This window comes from Pseudomonas sp. LB1P83 (genome assembly GCF_054897885.1).
Window position 1 is genome coordinate 4,221,410 of sequence record NZ_CM142709.1, and the last position, 21,873, is coordinate 4,243,282.

Annotated in this window: 26 protein-coding genes; 12 read left to right on the forward strand and 14 right to left on the reverse strand. The window is 59.8% G+C overall.

What is annotated here, in order from left to right; translation table 11 throughout:
- Positions 1-24 precede the first annotated feature (24 nt).
- Both ACYZTY_RS19315 and ACYZTY_RS19320 read right to left on the reverse strand, forming a co-directional pair.
- A complete protein-coding gene (locus tag ACYZTY_RS19315) occupies positions 25-1,254 on the reverse strand; it encodes a winged helix-turn-helix domain-containing protein (RefSeq protein ID WP_461955057.1) in 1,230 nt (409 codons plus the stop codon).
- Positions 1,255-1,318: 64 nt separating this feature from the next.
- Positions 1,319-1,534 (reverse strand): DUF1127 domain-containing protein, encoded by a 216-nt coding sequence (locus ACYZTY_RS19320; protein WP_133838411.1) that lies wholly within the window; start codon positions 1,532-1,534, stop codon positions 1,319-1,321.
- A gap of 96 nt (positions 1,535-1,630) precedes the next feature.
- On the opposite strand from ACYZTY_RS19320, the gene ACYZTY_RS19325 reads away from it, so the two are divergent.
- Entirely contained in the window at positions 1,631-2,485 is an 855-nt protein-coding gene (locus tag ACYZTY_RS19325) for a LysR substrate-binding domain-containing protein (protein ID WP_131060042.1), read from the forward strand.
- Here the strand turns inward: ACYZTY_RS19325 and ACYZTY_RS19330 are convergent.
- Positions 2,475-3,209 (reverse strand): sulfite exporter TauE/SafE family protein, encoded by a 735-nt coding sequence (locus ACYZTY_RS19330; RefSeq protein ID WP_461959357.1) that lies wholly within the window; start codon positions 3,207-3,209, stop codon positions 2,475-2,477. The two genes, ACYZTY_RS19325 and ACYZTY_RS19330, sit on opposite strands and share 11 nt — an antisense overlap.
- Positions 3,210-3,333: 124 nt before the next feature.
- Here ACYZTY_RS19330 and ACYZTY_RS19335 point away from each other — a divergent pair, with 124 nt between their 5' ends.
- The 4 genes from ACYZTY_RS19335 to ACYZTY_RS19350 all read left to right on the forward strand — a co-directional run bounded on the left by ACYZTY_RS19335 (position 3,334) and on the right by ACYZTY_RS19350 (position 6,632).
- Positions 3,334-4,290 (forward strand): LysR family transcriptional regulator, encoded by a 957-nt coding sequence (locus ACYZTY_RS19335; protein WP_461955058.1) that lies wholly within the window; start codon positions 3,334-3,336, stop codon positions 4,288-4,290.
- 69 nt (positions 4,291-4,359) lie between these two features.
- The gene (locus tag ACYZTY_RS19340; RefSeq protein WP_461959358.1) at positions 4,360-4,821 is read left to right on the forward strand and encodes a MarR family winged helix-turn-helix transcriptional regulator; all 462 of its coding nucleotides are present in this window, start codon (positions 4,360-4,362) and stop codon (positions 4,819-4,821) included.
- A gap of 345 nt (positions 4,822-5,166) precedes the next feature.
- Complete coding sequence (locus ACYZTY_RS19345; protein WP_010461312.1) at positions 5,167-5,586, forward strand: organic hydroperoxide resistance protein; 420 nt, start codon at positions 5,167-5,169, stop codon at positions 5,584-5,586.
- 32 nt (positions 5,587-5,618) lie between these two features.
- Positions 5,619-6,632: an alpha/beta hydrolase gene (locus tag ACYZTY_RS19350; RefSeq protein WP_461955059.1), complete on the forward strand. Its 1,014-nt coding sequence runs from the start codon at positions 5,619-5,621 to the stop codon at positions 6,630-6,632.
- Positions 6,633-6,821: 189 nt separating this feature from the next.
- Here the strand turns inward: ACYZTY_RS19350 and ACYZTY_RS19355 are convergent, their stop codons facing one another.
- Together ACYZTY_RS19355 and earP are read right to left on the reverse strand one after the other, a co-directional pair.
- Positions 6,822-7,391, reverse strand: a complete 570-nt coding sequence (locus ACYZTY_RS19355) for an elongation factor P (protein WP_032626910.1) — start codon at positions 7,389-7,391, stop codon at positions 6,822-6,824.
- A gap of 48 nt (positions 7,392-7,439) precedes the next feature.
- Positions 7,440-8,582, reverse strand: a complete 1,143-nt coding sequence (gene earP, locus ACYZTY_RS19360; protein WP_461955060.1) for an elongation factor P maturation arginine rhamnosyltransferase EarP — start codon at positions 8,580-8,582, stop codon at positions 7,440-7,442.
- A gap of 124 nt (positions 8,583-8,706) precedes the next feature.
- Here earP and ACYZTY_RS19365 point away from each other — a divergent pair, with 124 nt between their 5' ends.
- Together ACYZTY_RS19365 and ACYZTY_RS19370 are read left to right on the forward strand one after the other, a co-directional pair.
- Positions 8,707-9,117 (forward strand): hypothetical protein, encoded by a 411-nt coding sequence (locus tag ACYZTY_RS19365; RefSeq protein ID WP_461955061.1) that lies wholly within the window; start codon positions 8,707-8,709, stop codon positions 9,115-9,117.
- Between the two features lie 14 nt (positions 9,118-9,131).
- A complete protein-coding gene (locus ACYZTY_RS19370; RefSeq protein WP_461955062.1) occupies positions 9,132-9,614 on the forward strand; it encodes a GreA/GreB family elongation factor in 483 nt (160 codons plus the stop codon).
- Between the two features lie 5 nt (positions 9,615-9,619).
- Here the strand turns inward: ACYZTY_RS19370 and cysB are convergent, their stop codons facing one another.
- The 5 genes from cysB to ACYZTY_RS19395 form a co-directional block, all read right to left on the reverse strand.
- Positions 9,620-10,594 (reverse strand): HTH-type transcriptional regulator CysB, encoded by a 975-nt coding sequence (gene cysB, locus ACYZTY_RS19375; protein WP_008148549.1) that lies wholly within the window; start codon positions 10,592-10,594, stop codon positions 9,620-9,622.
- A 113-nt stretch (positions 10,595-10,707) separates the two neighbouring features.
- The gene (locus ACYZTY_RS19380; protein ID WP_461955063.1) at positions 10,708-11,211 is read right to left on the reverse strand and encodes a universal stress protein; all 504 of its coding nucleotides are present in this window, start codon (positions 11,209-11,211) and stop codon (positions 10,708-10,710) included.
- A gap of 95 nt (positions 11,212-11,306) precedes the next feature.
- Positions 11,307-12,212, reverse strand: a complete 906-nt coding sequence (locus ACYZTY_RS19385) for a 5'-nucleotidase (protein ID WP_109633637.1) — start codon at positions 12,210-12,212, stop codon at positions 11,307-11,309.
- 25 nt (positions 12,213-12,237) lie between these two features.
- Positions 12,238-13,194, reverse strand: coding sequence for a putative 2-dehydropantoate 2-reductase (locus ACYZTY_RS19390; RefSeq protein WP_461955064.1), 957 nt, complete (start codon positions 13,192-13,194; stop codon positions 12,238-12,240).
- The gene (locus ACYZTY_RS19395) at positions 13,191-13,577 is read right to left on the reverse strand and encodes a thioredoxin family protein (RefSeq protein WP_461955065.1); all 387 of its coding nucleotides are present in this window, start codon (positions 13,575-13,577) and stop codon (positions 13,191-13,193) included. The genes ACYZTY_RS19390 and ACYZTY_RS19395 overlap by 4 nt, the downstream gene beginning before the upstream one ends.
- Between ACYZTY_RS19395 and ACYZTY_RS19400 the strand changes: the two genes are divergently transcribed.
- Positions 13,576-14,019, forward strand: a complete 444-nt coding sequence (locus ACYZTY_RS19400) for a PilZ domain-containing protein (protein WP_461955066.1) — start codon at positions 13,576-13,578, stop codon at positions 14,017-14,019. The two genes, ACYZTY_RS19395 and ACYZTY_RS19400, sit on opposite strands and share 2 nt — an antisense overlap.
- Positions 14,020-14,181: 162 nt before the next feature.
- A complete protein-coding gene (locus ACYZTY_RS19405; protein ID WP_017339811.1) occupies positions 14,182-15,258 on the forward strand; it encodes a 3-deoxy-7-phosphoheptulonate synthase in 1,077 nt (358 codons plus the stop codon).
- Between the two features lie 66 nt (positions 15,259-15,324).
- Here ACYZTY_RS19405 and ACYZTY_RS19410 read toward each other — a convergent pair whose 3' ends face one another.
- Positions 15,325-15,612, reverse strand: a complete 288-nt coding sequence (locus tag ACYZTY_RS19410; RefSeq protein ID WP_010461341.1) for a GNAT family N-acetyltransferase — start codon at positions 15,610-15,612, stop codon at positions 15,325-15,327.
- Positions 15,613-16,254: 642 nt separating this feature from the next.
- Here ACYZTY_RS19410 and oprI point away from each other — a divergent pair.
- Positions 16,255-16,506, forward strand: a complete 252-nt coding sequence (gene oprI / locus ACYZTY_RS19415) for an outer membrane lipoprotei OprI (RefSeq protein WP_002553018.1) — start codon at positions 16,255-16,257, stop codon at positions 16,504-16,506.
- Between the two features lie 123 nt (positions 16,507-16,629).
- On the opposite strand, the gene ACYZTY_RS19420 is transcribed toward oprI, so the two are convergent.
- The 3 genes from ACYZTY_RS19420 to ACYZTY_RS19430 form a co-directional block, all read right to left on the reverse strand.
- Positions 16,630-17,601, reverse strand: a complete 972-nt coding sequence (locus ACYZTY_RS19420; protein WP_461955067.1) for a L,D-transpeptidase family protein — start codon at positions 17,599-17,601, stop codon at positions 16,630-16,632.
- A 102-nt stretch (positions 17,602-17,703) separates the two neighbouring features.
- Entirely contained in the window at positions 17,704-17,997 is a 294-nt protein-coding gene (locus ACYZTY_RS19425; protein ID WP_003226812.1) for a hypothetical protein, read from the reverse strand.
- Between the two features lie 56 nt (positions 17,998-18,053).
- On the reverse strand, positions 18,054-18,659 hold the full coding sequence (locus ACYZTY_RS19430) for an arylesterase (protein WP_461955068.1): 606 nt from the start codon (positions 18,657-18,659) through the stop codon (positions 18,054-18,056).
- Positions 18,660-18,669: 10 nt separating this feature from the next.
- On the opposite strand from ACYZTY_RS19430, the gene ACYZTY_RS19435 reads away from it, so the two are divergent.
- Together ACYZTY_RS19435 and ACYZTY_RS19440 are read left to right on the forward strand one after the other, a co-directional pair.
- Positions 18,670-19,353 (forward strand): ABC transporter ATP-binding protein, encoded by a 684-nt coding sequence (locus ACYZTY_RS19435; protein WP_109633656.1) that lies wholly within the window; start codon positions 18,670-18,672, stop codon positions 19,351-19,353.
- Positions 19,353-21,857, forward strand: a complete 2,505-nt coding sequence (locus ACYZTY_RS19440; protein WP_461955069.1) for an ABC transporter permease — start codon at positions 19,353-19,355, stop codon at positions 21,855-21,857. Before ACYZTY_RS19435 ends, ACYZTY_RS19440 begins: the two co-directional genes overlap by 1 nt.
- Positions 21,858-21,873 lie beyond the last annotated feature (16 nt).

The following is a 21,873-nucleotide window of genomic DNA, read 5'->3' on the forward strand; positions in this document are numbered from 1 at the left end:
AGGCTTGCCCGCGAAGGCGTCAGGTTAATCACCACCGATCTGTGCCAATGCCACCCGCAACCGCGCCGCACTTGCCCGCGGGCAGTTCAACTGAACCTGCTCAAGCCCCAGCCAATCCGCCATCTGCCGCAGATTGACCGCCAAAGCCTGCATCCCCGCCTCGTCCAGCCCCGGTTCCTCTTCATGCACGGCATGCACCGCCAAACGGCCCAACGCTCGCTCGGCACGCAAATCCACCCGTGCGGCAATCCGTTCATTGTGCAAAAACGGCAGCACGTAATAGCCGTAGACCCGCTTGTCCTGCGGCGTATAAATCTCCAGTCGGTAACGGAAATCGAACAGCCGCTCGGTGCGGCTGCGCTCCCAGATCAACGAATCGAATGGGGATAGCAACGCACTGGCCTCGACCTTGCGCGGCACTTTCGGCTTAGGCAAGCAATAGGCCGCTTGCCGCCAGCCCTGAACCTCGCAGGTCAGCAACTCACCCGCCTCTACCAGTTCCGCCAGACGCGGCCGGCTGTCTGTCGGGCTCAGGCGAAAATAATCACGCAGATCCTTTTCCGTGCCGACACCCAATGCCGTCGCGGCATGCAGCAACAGCCCGCGCTGGGCCTCGGCCTCACTGAGCAAAGGCTGCTGCAGAATCTCCGAAGGAATCACCCGCTCAGGCAAATCATAAAGCCGCTCGAACCCACGACGGCCGGCGACCGTCACTTCACCGGCGGCGAACAACCATTCCAGCGCATGTTTTTCAGCGCTCCAGTCCCACCATGGCCCTGCCCGCTCCTGACGGGTCGACAAGCTTCCGGCACCCAGTGCGCCCAGTTCCTGAACTGAGGCCAGCACCCGGCGAATCGTGTCCTTTTGCTCGCGACCGAATTGCGCCAGTTGCTGATAGATGTCTTCGCCGCGAGTCGCACGCAGCATGCGCCAACGCATCAAGGGGTACATCGACATGGGGAGTAACGAAGCTTCATGGCCCCAATATTCGAACAACGTGCGTCGTCGGCCCTGACTCCAGGCGGCCTGATCGAGCAAATCGGAGGAGTAATTACCGAGGCGGGAAAACAAGGGAAGGTAGTGCGAACGCACCAACGCATTGACCGAATCGATCTGCAGAATGCCCAGCCGTTCGATCAGCCCGTTGAGCTGAACCGGTTTGATCGCCGCTGGCGGTCGCCGCCCGTTGAACCCTTGGGCGGCCAGCGCCAGACGTCGAGCCTGTTTGAGGGTAAAGGACACTGTTGCGGGCATGAGCATCTCCTTGTCTGCTCGCAACCTACCTCACCGTAGAGGGGTTTGTGTAGCAATGGCCTCATCATTTATGCATCGGATCGTCCCAGAACGGCCTGACCGATTCATGTTCCACATCGGCACGACTTACGCCGATGTCTTTCAGCGCTTCGTCGCTCAGGCTCGCCAGCAACTCACGCTCACGGTGAAGTTCGTACCAGCGACTAAACTTGTGCAGCAGATCGGATACCGCGTGGATTGAGAATTTTTCTGCCGTTACATGCTCGTGTTGACCTTTCATCTTGTTGCCCTCCTTTAGGGATGGCTCAAGTCTCGCCTCAGGACTAAGATCAATCCAACGAATGTTTCTGATGGTAACCATCTCGGAGATTGATGGATGTCGGCGTACCCAAGTATCGATACCGATGTGCTGCGCACCTTTGTCGCTATCGCAGACCAGGGCGGGTTTACCCGTGCCGGTGAAATGGTCAACCGCACGCAGTCGGCGGTGAGCATGCAGATGAAGCGTCTTGAAGAAGACGTGTTGCAGCGCCAGCTGTTCGAGCGTGATGGACGCCAGGTCAAGTTGACCGCCGAAGGCCAGGTATTATTGGGTTATGCGCGGCGTATCCTCAAACTGCACAGCGAAGTCTTCAATACCCTGCGCGAGCCGCACATGGTCGGCACCGTGCGCATCGGCACGCCCGACGATTACGTCATGCGTTTTCTGCCGGGGATTCTGTCGCGCTTCGCCAAGTTCTATCCGCTGATCCAGATCGAGGTTCACTGCGAATCAACCAAGCAACTGTTGCAGCGCCAGGACCTGGACTTGTCCATCGTCACCCGTGAACCCGGCACTGAAATCGGTCAGTTGCTGCGCAAGGAGCGCTTCGTCTGGGCCGAAGCACAATGCTACAGCGCCCACGAGCAGACGCCGTTGCCACTGGCGATGTTCAACAGTGACTGCTTCTGCCGGCTGTGGGCATGCAATGCGCTGGACGCCATGGGTCGCGATTACCGCATTGCCTACAACAGTTCGAGCCTGTCGGCGCTGATGGCCGTGGTCAGTGCAGGACTCGCGGTGACCGCGCAACTGGAAAGCCTGATCACACCGGACATGCGCATCCTCGGCGCCGCCGAGGACCTGCCGCTGTTGCCGGAAGCCAGCATCATGCTGGTGCGCAACCTGCACAACCCGTCACCAATTACCGAGTGCCTGGCCGAGCACATCGTCGAAGGCTTCAAACTTTAAACGCGAGCATCACCGCGCACAGCACCAGGAAACCGCAGAACAGCGCGCGCAATAGCCGCTCCGGCATGGCGTGGGCGATCTTCACGCCCCAGCTGATGCTCATCAATCCGCCGACGGCCAACGGCAACCCGATCATCCAGTCCACTTGATGGTGCACCGCGTAAGTCACCAGCGTGACACCGGTGCTGGGCAGCGCCAGCGCCAGTGATAAACCCTGGGCCACAACCTGGGTGGTGCCAAACACGCTGGTCAACACCGGCGTCGCCACGACCGCACCGCCGACCCCGAACAGCCCGCCCATGGTGCCGGATGCCGCACCGAGCACGCCCAACCATGGCCAGGAATAACGCATTTGTGCAGAAGCAGGTGCGTTAGCGGTGAACATGCGCACAAGGTTGTAGGCCGACAGGGCAATCAGGAACGCGACAAACCCCACGCGCATGGTTTGCGCGTCGATGCCTACTGCCCAGATCGAGCCAATCCAGGCGAAACAGAAACCCATCGCGGCCAATGGCAGGGCGTGGCGCATTTCGATGCGGATGCGCTGGTGATAACGCCACAGCGCCAGCATCACATTGGGCACCACCATGACCAACGCCGTGCCTTGAGCAATTTGCTGATCGAGACCGAACAGCACACCCAGCAACGGAATCGCGATCAATCCACCGCCGATGCCGAATATCCCGCCGAGGGTTCCCAGGGCTGCGCCAAAGGCCAGATACATCACGAACTCAATCACAGGCGATTTCCCTTTTGTCAGGAGACTCATCCTACGCAGTCGAGGCTGGCGGGGAAACGCACAGCAACGCACAATGGCTGTGCCAACTTCGCACAAGTGCCGACAAATCATGAACCCCAATCAATTGACCGATCAGCTCGGCCTGTTCCTTGATGTGCTGGAAACCGGGAGTTTCTCCGCGGCGTCCCGCCGGCATCCGCTGACGCCTTCGGCCGTGGCGCGGCGTATCGACAGCCTCGAGAATGCGGTCGGCAGCCAACTGTTCATTCGCAGCACCCACGCAGTGCGCGCGACGCCCGCCGGCCTGGCGTTTGCCGAACGGGCGCGAAGGATCGTGGCGGAATTGCGCCTGGCCCGCGCCGAAGCCGTGTCCCTGAGCAGCGCGCCGGAGGGCTTGATCCGGATCGATGCGCCTGCGGCATTCGGGCGACGGCATCTGGCGCCGGTGATTGCTGACTTCCTGATGCTCTACCCAGGCCTCGATGTGCAATTGCATCTGATCGACAGTTTTGTCGACATGCAGGGGCTGAACCTCGGCAAGGTTGATCTGGTACTGCGCGCCGGGCAAATGGCCGACACCCGGCTGGTGGCCACGCCGCTGGCGAGTATGGTGCGCATTGCCTGCGCCAGCCCTGAGTACCTGAAACGTCGCGGCGTCCCGAGCGAGCCGGCGCAGTTGATCGAACATGACGGCCTCGACTGGGACGGCCTGGCCCCACCCTTCGCCTGGCGCTTTGAACGCGACGGCCACATGCACCTGCATCGCCCTGCACGAATCCGCATGAGTGCCAATAATGCCGAGGCACTGGTCTGCGGTGCACTGGCCGGGTTGGGCATCGCGCATTTGCCGACCTGGCTGGCCAGCGAATACCTGTTGCGCGGCGAGCTGCTGCCACTGTTTTGCGATAAAGGCCTGCCGCCCCCAGAGACCACCGGCATCTATGCACTGCGCTTGTCGCAACAACCCAATTCCCGCAGTCGCTTGCTGCTGGAATACCTGAAAACCCGATTCAGCCCCATTCCGCCGTGGGATCTGGCACTACAAAACACCCTGGACCGGCACTAGTCTAGAATTGTCTGGTGCATTAAAGATTCGTCCGCTAGATTCATGACGATCACTGATCAAGGCTTTGAAATGACCACCGAGCGCAACACCCCGGATAACTGCGATGACCTGCTGCTGGACAATCAGGCTTGTTTCGCCCTGCATTCCACCTCGCTGCTGATGACCAAGGTGTACAAGCCGCTGCTGCAAGCGCTGGGCCTGACCTATCCGCAGTATCTGGCGATGATGGTGCTGTGGGAGCGGGATGGTTTGACCGTAGGCGAAATCAGCACGCGACTGCTGACAGACCCCGGCTCACTGACACCTTTGCTCAAACGCCTGGAGGTTGAGGGATTGCTCAGCCGCACCCGCAGCCGTGAGGATGAACGGGTGGTGATTGTCGAGTTGACTGAACAAGGTCGTGCCTTGCGGGACAAGGCGCGCAGCGTGCCCCAGTGCATTCTCGGCGCCAGCGGCATGACGCTTGAACGATTGCAGAAACTGCAAGCGGAGCTGCAAGTGCTGCGCAGCAACCTGCAAGACAGCCTCTAACCCTCCACCCCCCACAAATCCCCTGTAGGAGTGAGCCTGCTCGCGATGACGGAGTGTCAGTCAGCATTGATATTGACTGACACTCCGTCATCGCGAGCAGGCTCACTCCTACATTAGTTTTGTGGTGCGCCTGTCGATCTCGCTTCGTCTTTCAAAAAAATCTCTGCTGAAAATCCTGCCGCGACCGCTCTAACTCAATACATCCAATCAAAACCCTTCTGAAAGACAAAACTTTTTCAAAAATTTATCTTGCGCGCAAAATATTAGCGCGATACATTCATCTCGCACTTACTTAGCGCGCAAATATTTAGCGCAAAAAAACCAAATTCAAACGAGGCTCACACCATGCAAACTCTCTACACCGCAATCGCAACCTCCACTGGCGGCCGTGACGGTCGTGCGGTTTCCAGTGACAACATCCTCGACGTCAAACTCGCGACCCCGAAAGAACTCGGTGGTGCCGGCGGTGCAGCGACCAACCCTGAGCAACTGTTCGCAGCCGGCTACTCCGCCTGCTTCATCGGCGCGCTGAAATTCGTCGCCAGCCAGACCAAGCGCAGCATCCCGAACGACGCTTCGATCACCGCCCATGTCGGCATCGGCCAGATCCCTGGCGGTTTCGGTCTGGACATCGACCTGCACATCAGCCTGCCAGGTCTTGAACAAGCCGACGCGCAAAGCCTGGTCGAGGCGGCCCACCAGGTCTGCCCGTACTCGAACGCTACCCGTGGCAACGTCGATGTGCGCTTGCACGTTACCGTCTAACCGCTGACAACCAGACCGAACAGGAAACGAACATGAACACTTTCAGCAAAGTCTTGACCGGTACCCTTCTCGCTTTGTCCATCAGCAACGCGTTTGCAGGCGATGGGGTTGAACACAACACTCAGGCCTTCCTCGACGCCCTGAATGCGGGCACCGGCAAACCGATGGAACAACTCACCCCCAAAGAAGCCCGCGCGGTGCTGGTGGGTGCGCAAGCCTCGGTAAAACTGACACTGCCAAAAGCCGATGTCAGCGAGAAGACCATTCAAGTCGACGGCCAACCGCTCAGCCTGACCATCGTCCGGCCGGCCGGGGTCAAAGGTGAGTTGCCGGTGTTCATGTTCTTCCACGGCGGTGGCTGGGTGCTGGGGGACTTCCCGACCCACGAACGTCTGGTTCGTGACCTGGTAACGGGTTCGGGTGCAGCGGCGGTGTTCGTCAATTACACCCCGTCGCCGGAAGCGCATTACCCGGTGGCGATCAACCAGGCTTACGCTGCAACCAAATGGGTGGCCGAGCACGGTAAAGAGATCAACGTCGACGGCAAGCGCCTGGCCGTGGCCGGCAACAGCGTCGGTGGCAACATGGCCGCCGTGGTTGCGCTGATGGCCAAAGACAAGGGCACCCCGGCGATCAAGTTCCAGGTGCTGCTGTGGCCGGTGACGGATGCCAGCTTCGAAACCGCGTCCTACAACCAGTTTGCCGAGGGGCACTTCCTCACCAAAAACATGATGAAGTGGTTCTGGGACAACTACACCACCGATGCCAAGCAGCGTAACGAGATCTATGCCTCACCGCTGCGGGCAACCACCGCGCAACTGAAGGGCTTGCCGCCTGCGCTGGTGCAGACGGCCGGTGCCGATGTGCTGCGCGATGAAGGTGAAGCCTATGCCCGCAAACTGGACGAGGCGGGTGTGCCGGTCACGTCGGTTCGCTACAACGGCATGATTCACGACTACGGTTTGCTGAATGTGGTGAGCCAGGTGCCGGCGGTGCGTTCGGCGATGCTGCAAGCCTCCGAAGAACTGAAGCAACACCTGAAATAACGACACCTTGTAGGAGCGAGCGGTTCGGCGTCCCGACTTGCCCGCGAAAGCGTAGTGTCAGTCGACATCAATGTTGAATGACACACCGCCTTCGCGGGCAAGCCTCGCTCCTACGGAGTACTGCGTGTTTCTGGCAGGCACAAAAAAGCCCGACTCGATGGTCGGGCTTTTTTATTCCTGAAGCTGTGCTTATTTAGCACGGCCTTTGTAGGAACCGCCTTCGCGGGTGTCGATTTCGATGCGGTCACCGATTTCGATGAAGTCAGCAACTTGCAACTCAGTGCCGTTGCTCAGCTTGGCAGGCTTCATGACTTTGCCGGAAGTGTCGCCGCGAGCGGAGCCTTCGGTGTAGTCAACTACGCGCACGATGGTGGTCGGCAGTTCTACGGAAACCAGACGCTCTTCGAAGAAGATCGCTTCGCAAACATCGGTCATGCCTTCTTCAACGAAAGGCAGAACAGCTTCGATGTCTTCAGCGTTCAGCTCGTACATGGTGTAGTCGGTGGTGTCCATGAACGTGTAGGTGTCGCCGCTGATGAAGGACAGAGTCGCTTCTTTGCGGTCGAGGATTACGTCGTCCAGTTTGTCGTCGGCGCTGTAAACGATCTCGGTCTTGTAACCGGTCAGCAGGTTTTTCAGCTTGGTCTTCATGATCGCGCTGTTACGACCAGATTTGGTGAATTCAGCTTTCTGAACCAACCATGGATCGTTTTCGAGACGGATCACGGTACCGGGTTTCAGTTCTTTACCAGTTTTCATTACGAATATCCGAATTTGGATGGGATTTACAAAAATCTAGGCCGCGTATCATATCCAATTTACATAAAACTGTACCAGCGCTGCGGCAAGATCAGCCTGCAAGGCCTGTTCCAGACACCACGTCTCGGCGTGTTTTTGCAACTCCGGCCAGTGTTTACGGGTTGCCAGCCAGTGGTCAGACATATTTTGACCTGCATTCCACGTACGCCAAAGACCGCTGATCGCCTCGCTGGCAGGCTCGGACAGGCCTTTGGTGTACAGCGTCAGGAAGGCATCGAGCTTATCCAGGTGGATGTCTTCGTCCTGCTGATAGATGTGCCAGAGCAGCGGACGCCCTGCCCATTGCGCGCGGACAAATGAATCTTCGCCGCGCACGGCGTTGAAATCGCAGCACCAGAGTAAGTGATCGTATTGATCCTGTCGGACGAACGGCAGCACTTGCACGGTCAGCCCACCACGCACGTGCAACGCGCCGGCCGCCAGCTGATCGACACCGAGCCAGCGTTGGACATCCCCGAGAATCCGGCCTTCGGGCACCAGCAGATGCGTGGGTATCGAATCGGCGGCCATCACCTCCAGCCAACTGGCCAATCCGGCATTTTCGTAGGCAAACAGCGAAATCAGCTGTGCGTTCGGGGCGCGATCAATCCCCAGGCCTTGCAGGAATTCTCGCTGTGCCTCGGGGTTTTGCTGAAACTGCCTGCGACGTTCAAGCAATCCGCTTTCACGCAGCAAGCCACCCGTGCCTTTCTGAAACCCCGGAAAGAAGAAGTACTTCTGCACACTTTTGTACTTCACCGACGGCAGACCGTGACAGCCAATCACCCAGTCTTCAGCACTCAGGTAATCGAGGTTCATCCACAGTGGCGGCTTTTCCCGTGAGGCCATGGCGTCCATGTAGGCGCTTGGCAACTGGCAGGCGAACGCGGCGATCACTACATCGGCGGCTTCAGTGGGTTCCCATTCGGTCGGCCATTGGCGCACCTCGACACCCTGCTGCCATTGCTGCGCGGTGCTGATGTCGATTTCAGGACAGATGCGTTCGAAGGCCCGCAGGTCATCGACCCACAAGCGCACCGTCACGGCATGTTCGGCCACCAGCTGTCGGGCGAGGCGCCAGGTCACACCGATGTCGCCAAAGTTGTCGACCACGGTGCAAAAAATATCCCAGCGGGTGTTCATTTCAGGCATTCCAGGCTCCCGTTGGCAAAGGCGCCGATTGTCCGCATAAATTACCTCGCGCAGAAGAGCCGACGGCGATTAATCTTCGTGCGACAATCGCCATTCGCCCGCGACCACCCGCCAGGAGGCAGCCATGCCCTACCGTCCCAACCCGCGCCGTCCGTTGCCGATTCAGCTCAATGCGCTGCAATTGACCGGCAGCATTGCCCTCGGTCTGTGGCTTGGATTTCTCGCGATCGCGCTGACCTGCTGGCTCGCCTCGCGCCTGCTGTTCAGCGAGCAACTCGCGCCTGTCGCCGCCGCGGTAGAGCAACTGGCCAAACCGCCGGTGGTGGTGCAACCGGTGCCGGACATCCCGCCGCAAAGCCCGCTGTTCGAACAGTACGAAGAGAACCTGCGCAAAAACGAGCAGCAGCATCGAATGGATCAGGCCCGCAGCACCCGCCGCAATCTGTCCAATCCGAAATGCCAGTTCTGGCTGCAACAGGACCAGAACGCGCCGAGCGAAAAAAGCCGCGCCAACGTCCTGCAATTCTGCGACTGACCATGAAGCTCTCTATGCACAAGCAAACCGTCCACCAATTGATTATCGACAAGCTTCGGATCGATCTCGACATCGCCGAGCGTGCCGCGCAAACCGCTTACGAAACCGCGACCCACGAAGAAAACATCGCAGAAAACAAGTACGACACGTTGGGTCTGGAGGCGTCTTATCTGGCGGCTGGACAAGCCAAACGTGTGGAAGAAATCCGTCATTCACTCACGCTTTGCCAGAACCTGACCTTACGTCCGTATGACGAACAACGCGGAATCGAAGTCGGCGCCCTGCTCGGCCTGGAAGACGAAAAGGGTCGTGAGCAGTGGCTGTTTCTGGCCCCTGACGCGGCGGGTCTGAAAGTCGATATGGTGGGGCAAATGATCACCGTCATTACCCCTCGCTCACCGCTGGGCAAAAGCCTGCTGGGCAAGTTTGAAGGGGACGAGGTGGATATTCTGGTGGCGGGTGCTCGGCAACAGTTTGCTGTCACCGAGGTGATTTAAGCGGATTAATGGACCGGCAGTTCGACGCCGTCGAACAGCTCTTCCAGTTCCTGCTTGTTGTGGCACTGAATGGCCTTGGCCATGACTTCGCGGGTCAGGTGCGGAGCAAACTTCTCGATGAAGTCGCACATGAAGCCACGCAGGAAGGTGCCACGGCGGAAACCGATTTTGGTGATGCTGGATTCGAACAAGTCGCTGGCATCGAGCATGACCAGGTCGCTGTCGAGTTTGGCGTCAACGGCCATTTTCGCCACGATACCCACACCCAGACCGAGTCGAACGTAAGTCTTGATCACGTCAGCGTCGGCGGCGGTGAACACCACTTTTGGCGTCAGGCCACGATGGCTGAACGCTTCGTCGAGTTTCGAACGGCCGGTGAAACCGAACACGTACGTCACGATCGGGTATTCGGCCAGGGCTTCGAGGGTCAGCTTCGACAGCTTGGTCAGCGGGTGTCCCTGAGGCACGACCACGCAACGGTTCCAGCGGTAGCACGGCATCATCACCAGGTCACCGAACAGTTCCAGCGCTTCGGTGGCGATGGCGAAATCCACGGTGCCGTCAGCGGCCATTTCGGCGATTTGCATCGGCGAACCTTGGTGCATGTGCAGGGCAACGTCCGGGTACTGCTTGATGAAATTGCTGATCACCGGCGGCAATGCGTAACGTGCCTGAGTGTGCGTGGTGGCGATCGACAGGGTGCCTTTCTTCTCGTTGGAGAATTCCTGGGCGATCTGCTTGATGCTTTCAACCTTGCGCAGGATCTCGCCGGCGGTGGTGATGATGCGCTCGCCGGCCGGGGTGACGCGGGTCAGGTGCTTGCCGCTGCGAGCAAATACCTCGACGCCGAGTTCGTCTTCCAGCAGACGGATTTGCTTACTGATACCCGGTTGCGAGGTGTACAAGCTTTGGGCTGTAGCGGAAACGTTGAGGTCGTGGTGCGCCACTTCCCAGATGTAGCGCAGTTGTTGAAGCTTCATATGAATCCCTCAAAGCAGGTAGACGCCACGGGCATCAGCGACGGTATATAACTATATTAATGGTTTGAAGAATAAATCTAGAACTTTTTTGTCAAATTGCCACTATTCGTGTTCTAGCGATCGCTCTGGCGACGACGTTCCACCAGCGGCACGAGATAGACCGGGACCCGTGCCAACTGCAACACCCGCGCAGCGGTCCTGCCCAAAGGCGTTTCCGCGCCAGCACCATGGCTATGACTACCTACGATCAACAAATCCACCGAGAGTTTCTGCGCCTGGTCGAGAATCACCTGCGACGGGTCGCCCTGCAGCACCCGAACCGCTTGAATCCGCTCCAGGTCCTGCTCTCCTTCATCCCCCAACTCTTCCCGAAAGCTGTCGAGCACCCGCTGCTCGATACTGGCGATCACCGTGCTCAGGCCCTGACTGTGAAACTCGCTCAAGGCCTGCTCATCGAGGTAACTCTGCAGCACGGATTCAGCAAACAACCCCATGGGTTCAACGGCGTGCACCACATACAAGTCGGCATTGAATGTCCGTGCCAACGCCAGGGCATGCTGCATCACCAACGGTGCATACAGGCCGAGGTCAGTGGCATACAGCATTGAACGAATCATATGACCTCCTCGCGTGCCAACATGGCGGAGATTTGATTCAGCTTAGCAGTGCCTTGGCGAGTACGACGGCCCGCGTAACGCGTTGAACCGTGGGCTTAAACCTTTTGCTCGTTGCTTATGCCGTGAGGCACGTGACCGGTGGCGACCACTTCCCGGGCCAACTCGCAATGGCCGGCCTGATCGTCGAAAAACACGTCGGCGGCGAACGCTTCAAGAAACGCCGACTTGGTCAGCCCGCCAAGAAACAGCGACTCGTCCAGACGAATGTCCCATTCGCGCAACGTACGGATCACCCGTTCATGGGCCGGCGCCGACCGCGCCGTCACCAGAGCGGTGCGGATCGGGCAGGCGTCATCGGGAAACTCACGCTGCAACAGATTGAGGGCGGCGAGGAAGCCTTTGAACGGCCCGCCGCGCAAGGGCTCGCGGGCAGACTCACGTTCGCTGGCTTGAAACGCTTCCAGGCCACCGGACTGGTAGATCCGCTCAGACTCGTCGGAAAACAGCACGGCATCACCGTCAAAGGCGATACGCAGTTCATCGCTGGCCGCACGGCTGGCACCGCCCGACAGAATGGTCGCTGCGGCGAATCCGGCATCCAGCGCGCTGCGCACGTCTTCGGCATGGGTGGACAGAAACAGGTCGCAACCAAAGGCCTTGAGGTACGGATAAGGACTGCGTCCGCCGACAAACGCCGCGCGGGAAATCGCCAGGCCGTAATGATCAATCGAGTTGAACACCCGCAGGCCGGTGTCGGCGCTGTTGCGCGACACCAGGATCACCTCGACCCGGGCGCGACCGAGGCTGGCGTTCAGGTTCAGCAGTTTCTGCACCAGCGGAAACGCATCACCGGGCTCGAGGATTTCGTCTTCGTGTTCGATCTGATATTGCCGGTAGGCCTCGACGCCGCTCGACAGATAGACCTTGTGACTTTCGCTCAGGTCGAACAGTGCCCGCGACGAAATCGCCAGCACCAGTTTGTCGTCGATAGTCTTTGCCATGCCCTTCCCCCTCAGGTTGATCGACTTACGTGTTGCGTCGATCGATAAAACTCAAGCTGCGATACAAGGCTTCGATACGCGGCAATTCGCAGCCGGCGGCCTTGGCTGCCGCCAGTGGCCGGGCATAAATCGCCGCCAGTTCCAGCGGTCGTTTATGCAGGAAATCGTGGTACATGCTCGGCCAATAGTCCGGCATTTTTTCGGTCATCATGAACAGATAGTCCGCGTAACCGGCCGGCATGTCGTGCCCGCAGGCCTTGGCACCCTGAACCACTTCGGCCATCAAGGCCTTGATCAGTTCCCGACTGTCGGCATCGGCCATCAACGGCGTGGTGCCCGCCACCAGCAGCACCGACAGGCCGTTGTAAGGGATATTCCAGACCAGTTTCTGCCAGCGTGCCTGATGCAGGTTCGGCATGGCCTGGGAGTCGATGCCGGCGCTGCGGAACAAACCTGCGCCCTCCTCGACAATCGCCATGCGCGCCTGTTCATCGGTGGCAGGGCCGCTGTGGTAACCGACATTGACCGCGCCGAGAGCCTGGTGGGTGATCGCGCCGGGGCCGGTGCGATGGACGCAGATCAGGCAGAGCCCGCCGAGCAGGTGCAGGGAATCCGGAAGCAAGGCACGCAGACTGTCTTCGACATCCAGGCCGTTTTGCAGCAACAGCACCTTGGCGTTCGGGGCCGCCGCTTGAATGATCGCCGGCGCCAGATCGGCATTGCTGGTGGTCTTGGCGCCGACCAGCAACCAGTCGCAGGCGGGCATGTCTTCAGCGGATGAATAGGCCTGAACCGGGTTCAGCGTCAGCGCGCCATGCGCCGCACTGTCGACTTGCAACCCGCGTTCGGCGACCGCTGCAAACTCACTGCGCAACAAGAAATGCACATCGAAACCGGCACGCGCCAGCATCACCCCGTAGAACCCACCGATTGCGCCGGTTCCGATAATACCGATTGTCGGTTTGGCAACTGCCCCCATCATGGCAACTCCTCTGCAATTCGACTGAGCGCCTGGCGCACGGCTTCATTGAGCCCGGTGCTGGTCAGGCGCGACTGTACTGGCCCGAAGAACTCGCCGTCGCGCACCACAAACAGCGCCGGCAAATGAAAAACCTGATAACGCTCGACCACCCCGCCATTGTCCCCGGCATCGATCCAGCACAGCCGGTCGATTGCCAGATCGAGTCTTGGCAATTGCTCGCGGGCAAAACGGCAACTGGCGCAGCCGACACTGGTGAAAATCACCAGCGACACGCCGCTCATCGCCAGCAGCCGTTGGTCGGCGTCGAAATCGGTCAGTTCCAATTCGACCACTATACTGGGGGAAACAATGTCAAATGGCCGACACATGGAGTCCGTGTTCATGGGACGTTTTATTCCTCATCCTGACGATGTGCCCGTCGAATTAACGTTGCTGAAGCCTGAGTGTATTTCGCGACAACAGCTGCACACTATCAGCCTCGGGGGCATGGCTTGCAATTACCACCGCGCCTGGCGTCACGGTACGGCGCTGGAAGTACGCATGCCGACCTTGAACCCCGATTTGCGTTTTCTGGGCTATGTAGCCTGGTGTCTGCGGCGCAAACGCGGTTATCTGGTGGGCATTGCCTTTGTTGACGAACAGATGATGTTCAGTGCCCGGATGGGCGAGCAGGTGTGCCAGATCGAACGTTATTGTCGACTGCATGACGCCCACGACGATCTGCAGGAAACCCAGGCGCTGGCACTCGAATGGGTCCAGCAACACGCCGACGAGTTCTCCCACGACACGGTTCGCAAGGCATTTGCCCATGCTGTGCTGGATTGAGGGACGTCATCAATTCGTGGCGAATGCCCCCGAAACCGCTGTCTGCCCATTGTCGAGCAGGCGCGTAACGCGCTAAGGTTCGGCTCCCCGACGCGCTTAATTTGCTGTGCTCCGCCGCGCGGGTTCGCTGGCGGCCGGCACCCGTGACCTGACGAGTAAACGATGGCTGATTTACCGATCAACGACCTAAACGTCGCCTCCAACGAGACCCTGATCACTCCCGATCAGCTCAAGCGTGATATCCCTCTGAGCGACGCTGCCCTGCGCACCGTCACCAAGGGCCGCGAAGTCATTCGCAACATTCTTGATGGCACCGACCACCGCCTGTTCGTCGTGATCGGGCCTTGCTCGATCCACGACATCAAGGCAGCCCACGAATACGCGGAGCGCCTGAAAGTGCTCGCCGCAGAAGTGTCCGATACCCTGTATCTGGTCATGCGCGTGTATTTCGAGAAGCCACGCACCACCGTCGGCTGGAAAGGCTTGATCAACGACCCGTACCTGGATGACTCCTTCAAGATTCAAGACGGTCTGCACATTGGTCGTCAGTTGCTGCTGGACCTGGCCGAGATGGGCCTGCCAACCGCCACTGAAGCCCTTGATCCGATCTCCCCGCAGTACTTGCAGGACCTGATCAGTTGGTCGGCCATCGGCGCACGCACCACCGAATCCCAGACTCACCGCGAAATGGCTTCCGGCCTGTCCTCGGCTGTCGGCTTCAAGAACGGCACCGATGGCGGCCTGACGGTTGCGATCAACGCCCTGCAGTCGGTTTCCAGCCCGCACCGCTTCCTGGGTATCAACCAGGAAGGTGGCGTGTCGATCGTCACCACCAAGGGCAACGCCTACGGTCACGTCGTACTGCGCGGCGGCAACGGCAAGCCGAACTATGATTCGGTCAGCGTCGCGCTCTGCGAGCAAGCGCTGAACAAGGCGAAGATCAAGCCGAACATCATGGTCGATTGCAGCCACGCCAACTCCAACAAAGACCCGGCCCTGCAACCGCTGGTGATGGAGAACGTCGCCAACCAGATCCTCGAAGGCAACCAGTCGATCATCGGCCTGATGGTCGAAAGTCACCTGAACTGGGGCTGCCAGGCCATTCCGAAAGACCTCGCCGACCTGCAATACGGCGTGTCGATCACCGATGCCTGCATTGATTGGTCCGCCACTGAAAACACCTTGCGCAGCATGCACGCCAAGCTCAAGGATGTGCTGCCGAAACGCGCTCGCACCTGATCACTTTTCGCCGCACACAAAAACGCCGGGCTAAACCCGGCGTTTTTTTGTGTTCGTATTCTGAGGTTACTGGCTCAGCTTGGCGGCATGCCGCTGGTGACGCTCCATGTAGCGCTCCACGTAGGAACACGAAGGAATGACGGTGTAGCCCATTTCCTCGGCGTACTCCAGCGCCTTCTCGGTCAAGGCCGCCGCGATGCCGCGACCACGCAACGCGTTGGGCACGAACGTGCGATAGATATCCAGGGTCTGTTTCCCCAGATCCATATAAGTCAGGTAGGCACGATGACCGTCCACACTGGTCTCGAACTGATGACCAGCCTGGTCATGGTGGATGGACAACGCCTCGCTCATCACTACTCCTCGCGGGTCTTGAATTCTGACCCCTACCTTACCGATGTTTTTCCGGCGAAGGAACATCTACGCCACCCCGTGCCTGAATGGACACCGAGAAGAGCTGCACCGATCTCGCGCAACCTGACACGTATCAAATAGTAGGCACCATTGGCAGAAATGCTCAAGGTACGCTCGTCATCGCGCGCAGGTGGCGGGTGCTGCTCCGGGTGACGCAGGGACGGCTCGACCGAAAATATCCGCGGGTCGATAGCCTGAACATTGCCGGATGTTGAGACTTAAGACGAACGCGCGCTCTTAAAGTCACCATCAAGATGGTTAAAGATTATGAGAGCCACGGCGCAAAATCCGAACAGAAGTGTGGACGAATCCATATAGACAGACTTTAGCCAAGATTGAGAAAAACAGCGCTGAGTGCACGGAACTTTTTTTCGCCGGCTCGCTCAGCTCGGGCCTCCCAGCTGGATATTTTTTAAACAATGCAGTTAAAAGTTGCTCGAAAAAGAATCAACGCCTACAATTTTTTTTGCTTCTTGCTACACGTCAGTTTACTTACTAGAAGTAATGGGTAGTATGTACGCCGGCCATTTCCTCACTCTGAGGAGACAGCTACTTAATAGAAAGTCCTTGAAGGGGAACACGATGAACAACGTTCTGAAATTCTCTGCTCTGGCTCTGGCCGCAGTTCTGGCTACCGGTTGCAGCAGCGTATCGAAAGAAACCGAAGCACGTCTGACTGCTACTGAAGACGCAGCAGCTCGCTCCCAGGCTCGTGCAGACGAAGCTTACCGTAAAGCTGATGAAGCTCTGGCTGCTGCTCAAAAAGCACAACAGACTGCTGATGAAGCTAACGAGCGTGCTCTGCGCATGCTGGACAAAGCTAGCCGCAAGTAATAATCCTTCGGGATTGTTATCAAGCCGACCCATTTATGGGTCGGCTTTTTTATTGCCTGACGTTTCCTGTGGGCAACAAAAAACCCGCCGACGCGGCCTGCGTCGGCGGGTTCTTTTCAAGCGTTACTGCAGCGGGTCGATCGGTGCACTCGTCACCATCGGCGCGGAAGTGTTCGGCACTCCGATTTCCACCGGCAGGCCATCTTCAGCGGCAACCACGTCGCGGACCACATCCCAGTTCATGCGCAGGTTATTGGTGATGTCCTCACGCTTGAGCATCGCGTTGATCACCGCGGTGTGTTTGTCGACCACAGAAGGGTTGCCCTTGTCGTCCAGCGGTGTGTGCGCTTCCAGATAGACCTTGCCACCACTGACGCCGAATTTGTACGGATCGCTGAGGATGCGTACCGACGTACCGACCGGCACCATGCCCGCCATTTCCAGCACGTTGTTGTTGAACATGCGGAAGCAGCCGTGGCTGGTGCGCATGCCGATGCCGAACTTCTTGTTCGAACCGTGGATCAGGTAGCCCGGCGTGCCCAGGGTGAACTTGAACGGCCCCAGGGGGTTATCCGGGCCTGCCGGCACGACGTTCGGCAACGGATCGCCATCAGCGGCGTGCTCGGCCTTGATCGAGGCTGGAGGCGTCCAGGTCGGGTTCGGCGTCTTGGCGGTGATACTAGTGTGGGCAATCGGCGAACCCCAGCCTTCACGACCGATACCCAGCGGGAAGGTGTAAACCACGTTCCGGCCTTTCGGGAAGTAGTAGAGGCGGTATTCAGCCAGGTTGATGACGATGCCTTCACGCGGGCCCGGCGGCAGGATGAAACGCGTCGGCAGGATGATCTCGGTACCAGCGCCCGGCAACCATGGGTCCACGCCCGGGTTGGCCGCGACCATTTCCGTATAGCCCAGATCGTAGGTGGTGCCGAGGTCGGCGAAGGTGTCTTCGTACTTGGCCTTGATCACTTGCACCTGCCCGATGATGTCTTCACCGGGTGGTGGCAGGGGCAGCTCCAATGCGGCTACGGGGCCCGCCACACAAAGGGCGGCAAGAGACAGGCAGCGGGTGACGGCAGGAAAACGCGGCAACATCCGGAAAATCCTTCGCATGATCGACAAGGGTATAAAAACGCGATTGTACACCGGCATCCGGAATTTCGGGGAGTTGGCCGATAGCAAGCTATCTTTGGCGCTTTACAGCTCGAACCGCAACTCTGGCCAGATCGGCGAGGTGCCGCGTTTCTGTGATTCCAGGATGGCCCGGCACAGCGAACACAGGCGCTGGTCCTGGAACACCCGACGGTCGACACTCGACCAGCGCGGTTGCGCGGGCAGCAGACTGCCGCACAAGGTTCGATCGGCCGAGCCGCCCAGCTCTAGCTGACGAGTCACCAGATGCACCCGCACTTCCTGGCAGGCGAACAGATCCAGCTGTTCGTCAGGCTCGATCAGTTGGTAGGCAAACAGGGACCAGGCGGGACGCGGCATCGGGGGCTCCAAATCGGGGGCGCCACCTTAGCCGAAACGCCGCCGCTAGAAAAGCGTCAAAGCAGCGGTTTCAGTGTCGGCCAGACATTTTCCAGCAACTTGTCCTGAGCCCCGGCAGCCGGGTGCAATCCGTCGGCCTGCATCAGCTCGGGATGACCGCCCACGCCGTCGAGAAAAAACGGCACCAGCGGGATGTTTTTCTCGTTGGCCAGCGCACTGTAGACCTTCGCAAAGGCCTCGGTGTAACGAACGCCGTAGTTGGGTGGCAACTGCATGCCGAGCAAAAGCACCTTGGCGCCACTGTCCCTGGAGCTGTCGATCATTGACGCAAGGTTTTGTTGCAAATTAGCCGGGGGCATTCCGCGCAGCCCGTCGTTGCCGCCCAACTCGAGGATCACCAGCTCCGGCTTATGCTCTGCAAGCAGCGCGGGCAGGCGCGCCTGGCCTCCGGCACTGGTGTCGCCGCTGATGGAGGCGTTGACCACTTTATCGTCGAAACCTTCGCGCTTGAGCCGTTGCTCAAGCAACGACACCCACCCCAAGCGGGTATCCAGTCCGAAACCGGCGCTGATACTATCGCCAACGATCAGGACTGTACCCGCCGCTGCGTTCTGGGCCATGCACATCAAGGCCAGGCCAGCACTCAAAAACCACACTCGCATCGGATTCTCCATGGGCGCAAGCATTCTCACCGCGAAGAACCTCAGCAAAGTGGTTCCCAGCGCGGAAGGTGAACTGACTATCCTGCACGAACTGAGCCTGGAACTGAACAAGGGCGACAGCCTGGCCATCGTCGGCGCCTCCGGTTCCGGCAAATCCACCCTCCTCGGTCTGCTCGCCGGCCTTGACCTGCCGAGCAGCGGTGAAGTCACCCTCGCCGGCCAAGGCCTGAGCAATCTCGATGAAGACCAGCGCGCGCGCATTCGGGCGGAGCATGTCGGGTTTGTGTTTCAGTCCTTTCAACTGCTGGACAGCCTCAACGCGCTGGAAAACGTCATGCTGCCGCTGGAACTCGATGGCCGCAAAGACGCCCGTGAACGTGCCACTCAGTTGCTCCAGCGCGTTGGCCTCGGCCAGCGCCTGACCCATTCGCCGCGCCAGCTTTCCGGTGGCGAGCAGCAGCGCGTGGCGATTGCCCGGGCGTTTGCCGCCGAACCCGATGTGCTGTTCGCCGACGAACCCACCGGCAACCTCGACAGCCACACCGGCGAGCGCATCAGTGACTTGTTGTTCGAACTCAACCAGGAACGCGGCACGACCTTGGTGCTGGTGACCCACGACGAACGCCTGGCACATCGCTGCCGGCGCCTGATCCGCCTTGAAGCCGGCCTGCTGGTCGCCCCTCTGGAGCCTTGATGGCACGCCTGCCGCTGTTGCGCCTGTTCAGTCTTGCCATCCGCCAACTCCTGCGCGACGCCCGTGCCGGTGAATTGCGCGTGCTGTTCTTCGCCTTGGTGGTGGCCGTCGCGGCGAGCACCGCCATCGGCTATTTCGGTGCTCGCCTGAACGGCGCCATGATGCTGCGCGCCACCGAGTTTCTCGGCGCCGACCTGTTGCTTGAAGGCAGCTCTCCCGCGCGGCCCGAACAGATCAAAAGCGGCACGGAGCTGGGACTCGAACACGCTCAAGTGGTGGAGTTCTCCAGTGTCATCGCCACCGACAACGGCATTCAGCTGTCCAGCATCAAGGCGGCCGACGATGTGTATCCGCTGCGTGGCGAACTGAAAAGCGCCCCGCAGCCCTTCGCCCCGGAAGAAGCCGGTGGCGGACCGAAACCCGGCGAAGCCTGGGTCGAAGCGCGGCTGTTGACCGCGCTCGATTTGAAGATCGGCGACAGCATCGATGTCGGCCTGCGCTCCCTGAAACTGGCGCGAGTCCTGACTTACGAGCCGGACCGTGCCGGCAATTTCTACAGCCTCACGCCGCGGGTGCTGATCAACCTCAGCGACCTCGCCGCGACCGGCGTGGTGCAACCCGGCAGCCGGGTCAGTTACCGCGAACTCTGGCGCGGCAAAGCTGAAGCCCTGGAAACCTATCGTCAACTGATCAAACCCGGTCTGGCCGCCAACCAGCGCATACAGGATGCGCGCGATGGCAACCGGCAGATCGGCGGCGCGCTGGGCAAGGCCGAGCGTTACTTGAACATGGCCAGTCTGGTGGCGGTTCTGCTGTCCGGCGTGGCCGTGGCGCTGTCGGCCACGCGCTTCGCCACCCGCCGCTTCGATGCCAGTGCCTTGCTGCGTTGCCTGGGTCTGTCGCGCCGGGAAACCATGGTGCTGTTCAGTTTGCAGCTGACGGTACTCGGCCTGCTCGCCAGCCTCAGTGGCGCCCTCCTCGGCTGGCTCGCACAGCTTGGATTGTTCGCGTTGCTGCATGATCTGTTGCCGACCGATGTGCCACCGGGCGGGCTGTTTCCAGCCATCGCCGGGATCGGTACCGGGCTGGTGGCATTGGCCGGTTTTGCCCTGCCACCGCTGGCTGCACTCGGTCGAGTGCCACCGTTACGGGTCCTGCGTCGGGACATGCTGCCGATTCCTTCCAGCACCTGGATGGTCTATGGCGCCGCCTTGGGCGCCCTCGGCCTGATCATGTGGCGCCTGAGCCTTGATCTGGTGTTGACCTTCGCCCTGCTCGGCGGCGGCGTGATTGCGGCGTTGATCCTCGGTGGCCTGCTGTTGCTGCTGCTCAAAAGCCTGCGTCGGATGCTGGCACGCGCATCATTGCCGTGGCGCCTTGGGCTGGGCCAACTGCTGCGCCATCCTTTGGCGGCAGCGGGACAATCCCTGGCCTTCGGCCTGATCCTGTTGTCCATGGCGCTGATCGCATTGCTGCGCGGCGAGTTACTGGATACCTGGCAGAACCAGTTGCCGAAAAACGCGCCAAACTATTTCGCCCTGAACATCTTGCCCGCCGACAAACAGGCCTTCACCGATCGCCTGATCGAACTGTCAGCCCAATCGGCGCCGCTGTACCCGGTGGTGCCCGGTCGCCTGATCAGCATCAACGGCGAGCCGGTGCAGGAAATCGTCAGCAAGGATTCGGCGGGTGATCGAGCCATCCAGCGCGACCTGAGCCTGACCTGGGCGGCGGATCTGCCGGCGGGCAACAAACTCACGGCGGGCAACTGGTGGAACGAGCAGCCAGCCGATGAGATTCCTGGCGTGTCGGTGGAAGGCAAGGTTGCCGAAAGCTTGAAGCTCAAGCTCGGCGATCACATGGTGTTTACCGTTGGCGGGGCCAATCGCGAAGCGAAAGTCACCAGCCTGCGGGAGATCAATTGGGACAACTTCCAGCCGAACTTTTTCATGATTTTCCAGCCCGGTACGTTGAAGGATCTGCCGGCGACCTACCTGACCAGTTTCTATCTGGCGGCGGGTCACGATCAGCAGATCGTCGACCTGTCCCGGTCGTTCCCGGCGGTGACCATTCTGCAAGTCGAAGCCTTGCTGGCGCAGCTGCGCAGCATCCTCGCTCAGGTCACCCTGGCGGTCGAGTACGTGCTGCTCTTTGTATTGGCGGCGGGGATGGCGGTGTTGTTCTCGGGCTTGCAGGCGACCCTCGATGAACGCATTCGCCAAGGTGCGCTGCTGCGAGCACTGGGAGCCGAACGGCAGTTGCTGGTCAAGGCACGGCGGATCGAGTTCGGTTTGCTCGGCGCGGTCAGCGGGTTGTTGGCGGCACTGGGTTCGGAACTGGTGAGCCTGGTGCTTTACCGCTACGCCTTCGACCTGCCGTGGCATCCGCATCCGTGGCTGCTGGTGTTGCCGTTGATTGGCGCGGTGCTGATCGGCGGCGCTGGCGTGTTCGGTACCCGTCGCGCGTTGAACGCCAGCCCCCTGACAGTGTTGCGCGAGGGTTGATAGACTCAAGGCCTTT

What these genes read in the sequence shown, in the direction of transcription:
- ACYZTY_RS19315 (WP_461955057.1), bottom strand. Translation starts at nt 1,254, where the DNA reads ATGCCCGCAACAGTGTCCTTTACCCTCAAACAGGCTCGACGTCTGGCG.
- ACYZTY_RS19320 (WP_133838411.1), bottom strand. Translation starts at nt 1,534, where the DNA reads ATGAAAGGTCAACACGAGCATGTAACGGCAGAAAAATTCTCAATCCAC.
- ACYZTY_RS19325 (WP_131060042.1), top strand. Translation starts at nt 1,631, where the DNA reads ATGTCGGCGTACCCAAGTATCGATACCGATGTGCTGCGCACCTTTGTC.
- ACYZTY_RS19330 (WP_461959357.1), bottom strand. Translation starts at nt 3,209, where the DNA reads ATGTATCTGGCCTTTGGCGCAGCCCTGGGAACCCTCGGCGGGATATTC.
- ACYZTY_RS19335 (WP_461955058.1), top strand. Translation starts at nt 3,334, where the DNA reads ATGAACCCCAATCAATTGACCGATCAGCTCGGCCTGTTCCTTGATGTG.
- ACYZTY_RS19340 (WP_461959358.1), top strand. Translation starts at nt 4,360, where the DNA reads ATGACCACCGAGCGCAACACCCCGGATAACTGCGATGACCTGCTGCTG.
- ACYZTY_RS19345 (WP_010461312.1), top strand. Translation starts at nt 5,167, where the DNA reads ATGCAAACTCTCTACACCGCAATCGCAACCTCCACTGGCGGCCGTGAC.
- ACYZTY_RS19350 (WP_461955059.1), top strand. Translation starts at nt 5,619, where the DNA reads ATGAACACTTTCAGCAAAGTCTTGACCGGTACCCTTCTCGCTTTGTCC.
- ACYZTY_RS19355 (WP_032626910.1), bottom strand. Translation starts at nt 7,391, where the DNA reads ATGAAAACTGGTAAAGAACTGAAACCCGGTACCGTGATCCGTCTCGAA.
- earP (WP_461955060.1), bottom strand. Translation starts at nt 8,582, where the DNA reads ATGCCTGAAATGAACACCCGCTGGGATATTTTTTGCACCGTGGTCGAC.
- ACYZTY_RS19365 (WP_461955061.1), top strand. Translation starts at nt 8,707, where the DNA reads ATGCCCTACCGTCCCAACCCGCGCCGTCCGTTGCCGATTCAGCTCAAT.
- ACYZTY_RS19370 (WP_461955062.1), top strand. Translation starts at nt 9,132, where the DNA reads ATGCACAAGCAAACCGTCCACCAATTGATTATCGACAAGCTTCGGATC.
- cysB (WP_008148549.1), bottom strand. Translation starts at nt 10,594, where the DNA reads ATGAAGCTTCAACAACTGCGCTACATCTGGGAAGTGGCGCACCACGAC.
- ACYZTY_RS19380 (WP_461955063.1), bottom strand. Translation starts at nt 11,211, where the DNA reads ATGATTCGTTCAATGCTGTATGCCACTGACCTCGGCCTGTATGCACCG.
- ACYZTY_RS19385 (WP_109633637.1), bottom strand. Translation starts at nt 12,212, where the DNA reads ATGGCAAAGACTATCGACGACAAACTGGTGCTGGCGATTTCGTCGCGG.
- ACYZTY_RS19390 (WP_461955064.1), bottom strand. Translation starts at nt 13,194, where the DNA reads ATGATGGGGGCAGTTGCCAAACCGACAATCGGTATTATCGGAACCGGC.
- ACYZTY_RS19400 (WP_461955066.1), top strand. Translation starts at nt 13,576, where the DNA reads ATGGGACGTTTTATTCCTCATCCTGACGATGTGCCCGTCGAATTAACG.
- ACYZTY_RS19395 (WP_461955065.1), bottom strand. Translation starts at nt 13,577, where the DNA reads ATGAACACGGACTCCATGTGTCGGCCATTTGACATTGTTTCCCCCAGT.
- ACYZTY_RS19405 (WP_017339811.1), top strand. Translation starts at nt 14,182, where the DNA reads ATGGCTGATTTACCGATCAACGACCTAAACGTCGCCTCCAACGAGACC.
- ACYZTY_RS19410 (WP_010461341.1), bottom strand. Translation starts at nt 15,612, where the DNA reads ATGAGCGAGGCGTTGTCCATCCACCATGACCAGGCTGGTCATCAGTTC.
- oprI (WP_002553018.1), top strand. Translation starts at nt 16,255, where the DNA reads ATGAACAACGTTCTGAAATTCTCTGCTCTGGCTCTGGCCGCAGTTCTG.
- ACYZTY_RS19420 (WP_461955067.1), bottom strand. Translation starts at nt 17,601, where the DNA reads ATGTTGCCGCGTTTTCCTGCCGTCACCCGCTGCCTGTCTCTTGCCGCC.
- ACYZTY_RS19425 (WP_003226812.1), bottom strand. Translation starts at nt 17,997, where the DNA reads ATGCCGCGTCCCGCCTGGTCCCTGTTTGCCTACCAACTGATCGAGCCT.
- ACYZTY_RS19430 (WP_461955068.1), bottom strand. Translation starts at nt 18,659, where the DNA reads ATGCGAGTGTGGTTTTTGAGTGCTGGCCTGGCCTTGATGTGCATGGCC.
- ACYZTY_RS19435 (WP_109633656.1), top strand. Translation starts at nt 18,670, where the DNA reads ATGGGCGCAAGCATTCTCACCGCGAAGAACCTCAGCAAAGTGGTTCCC.
- ACYZTY_RS19440 (WP_461955069.1), top strand. Translation starts at nt 19,353, where the DNA reads ATGGCACGCCTGCCGCTGTTGCGCCTGTTCAGTCTTGCCATCCGCCAA.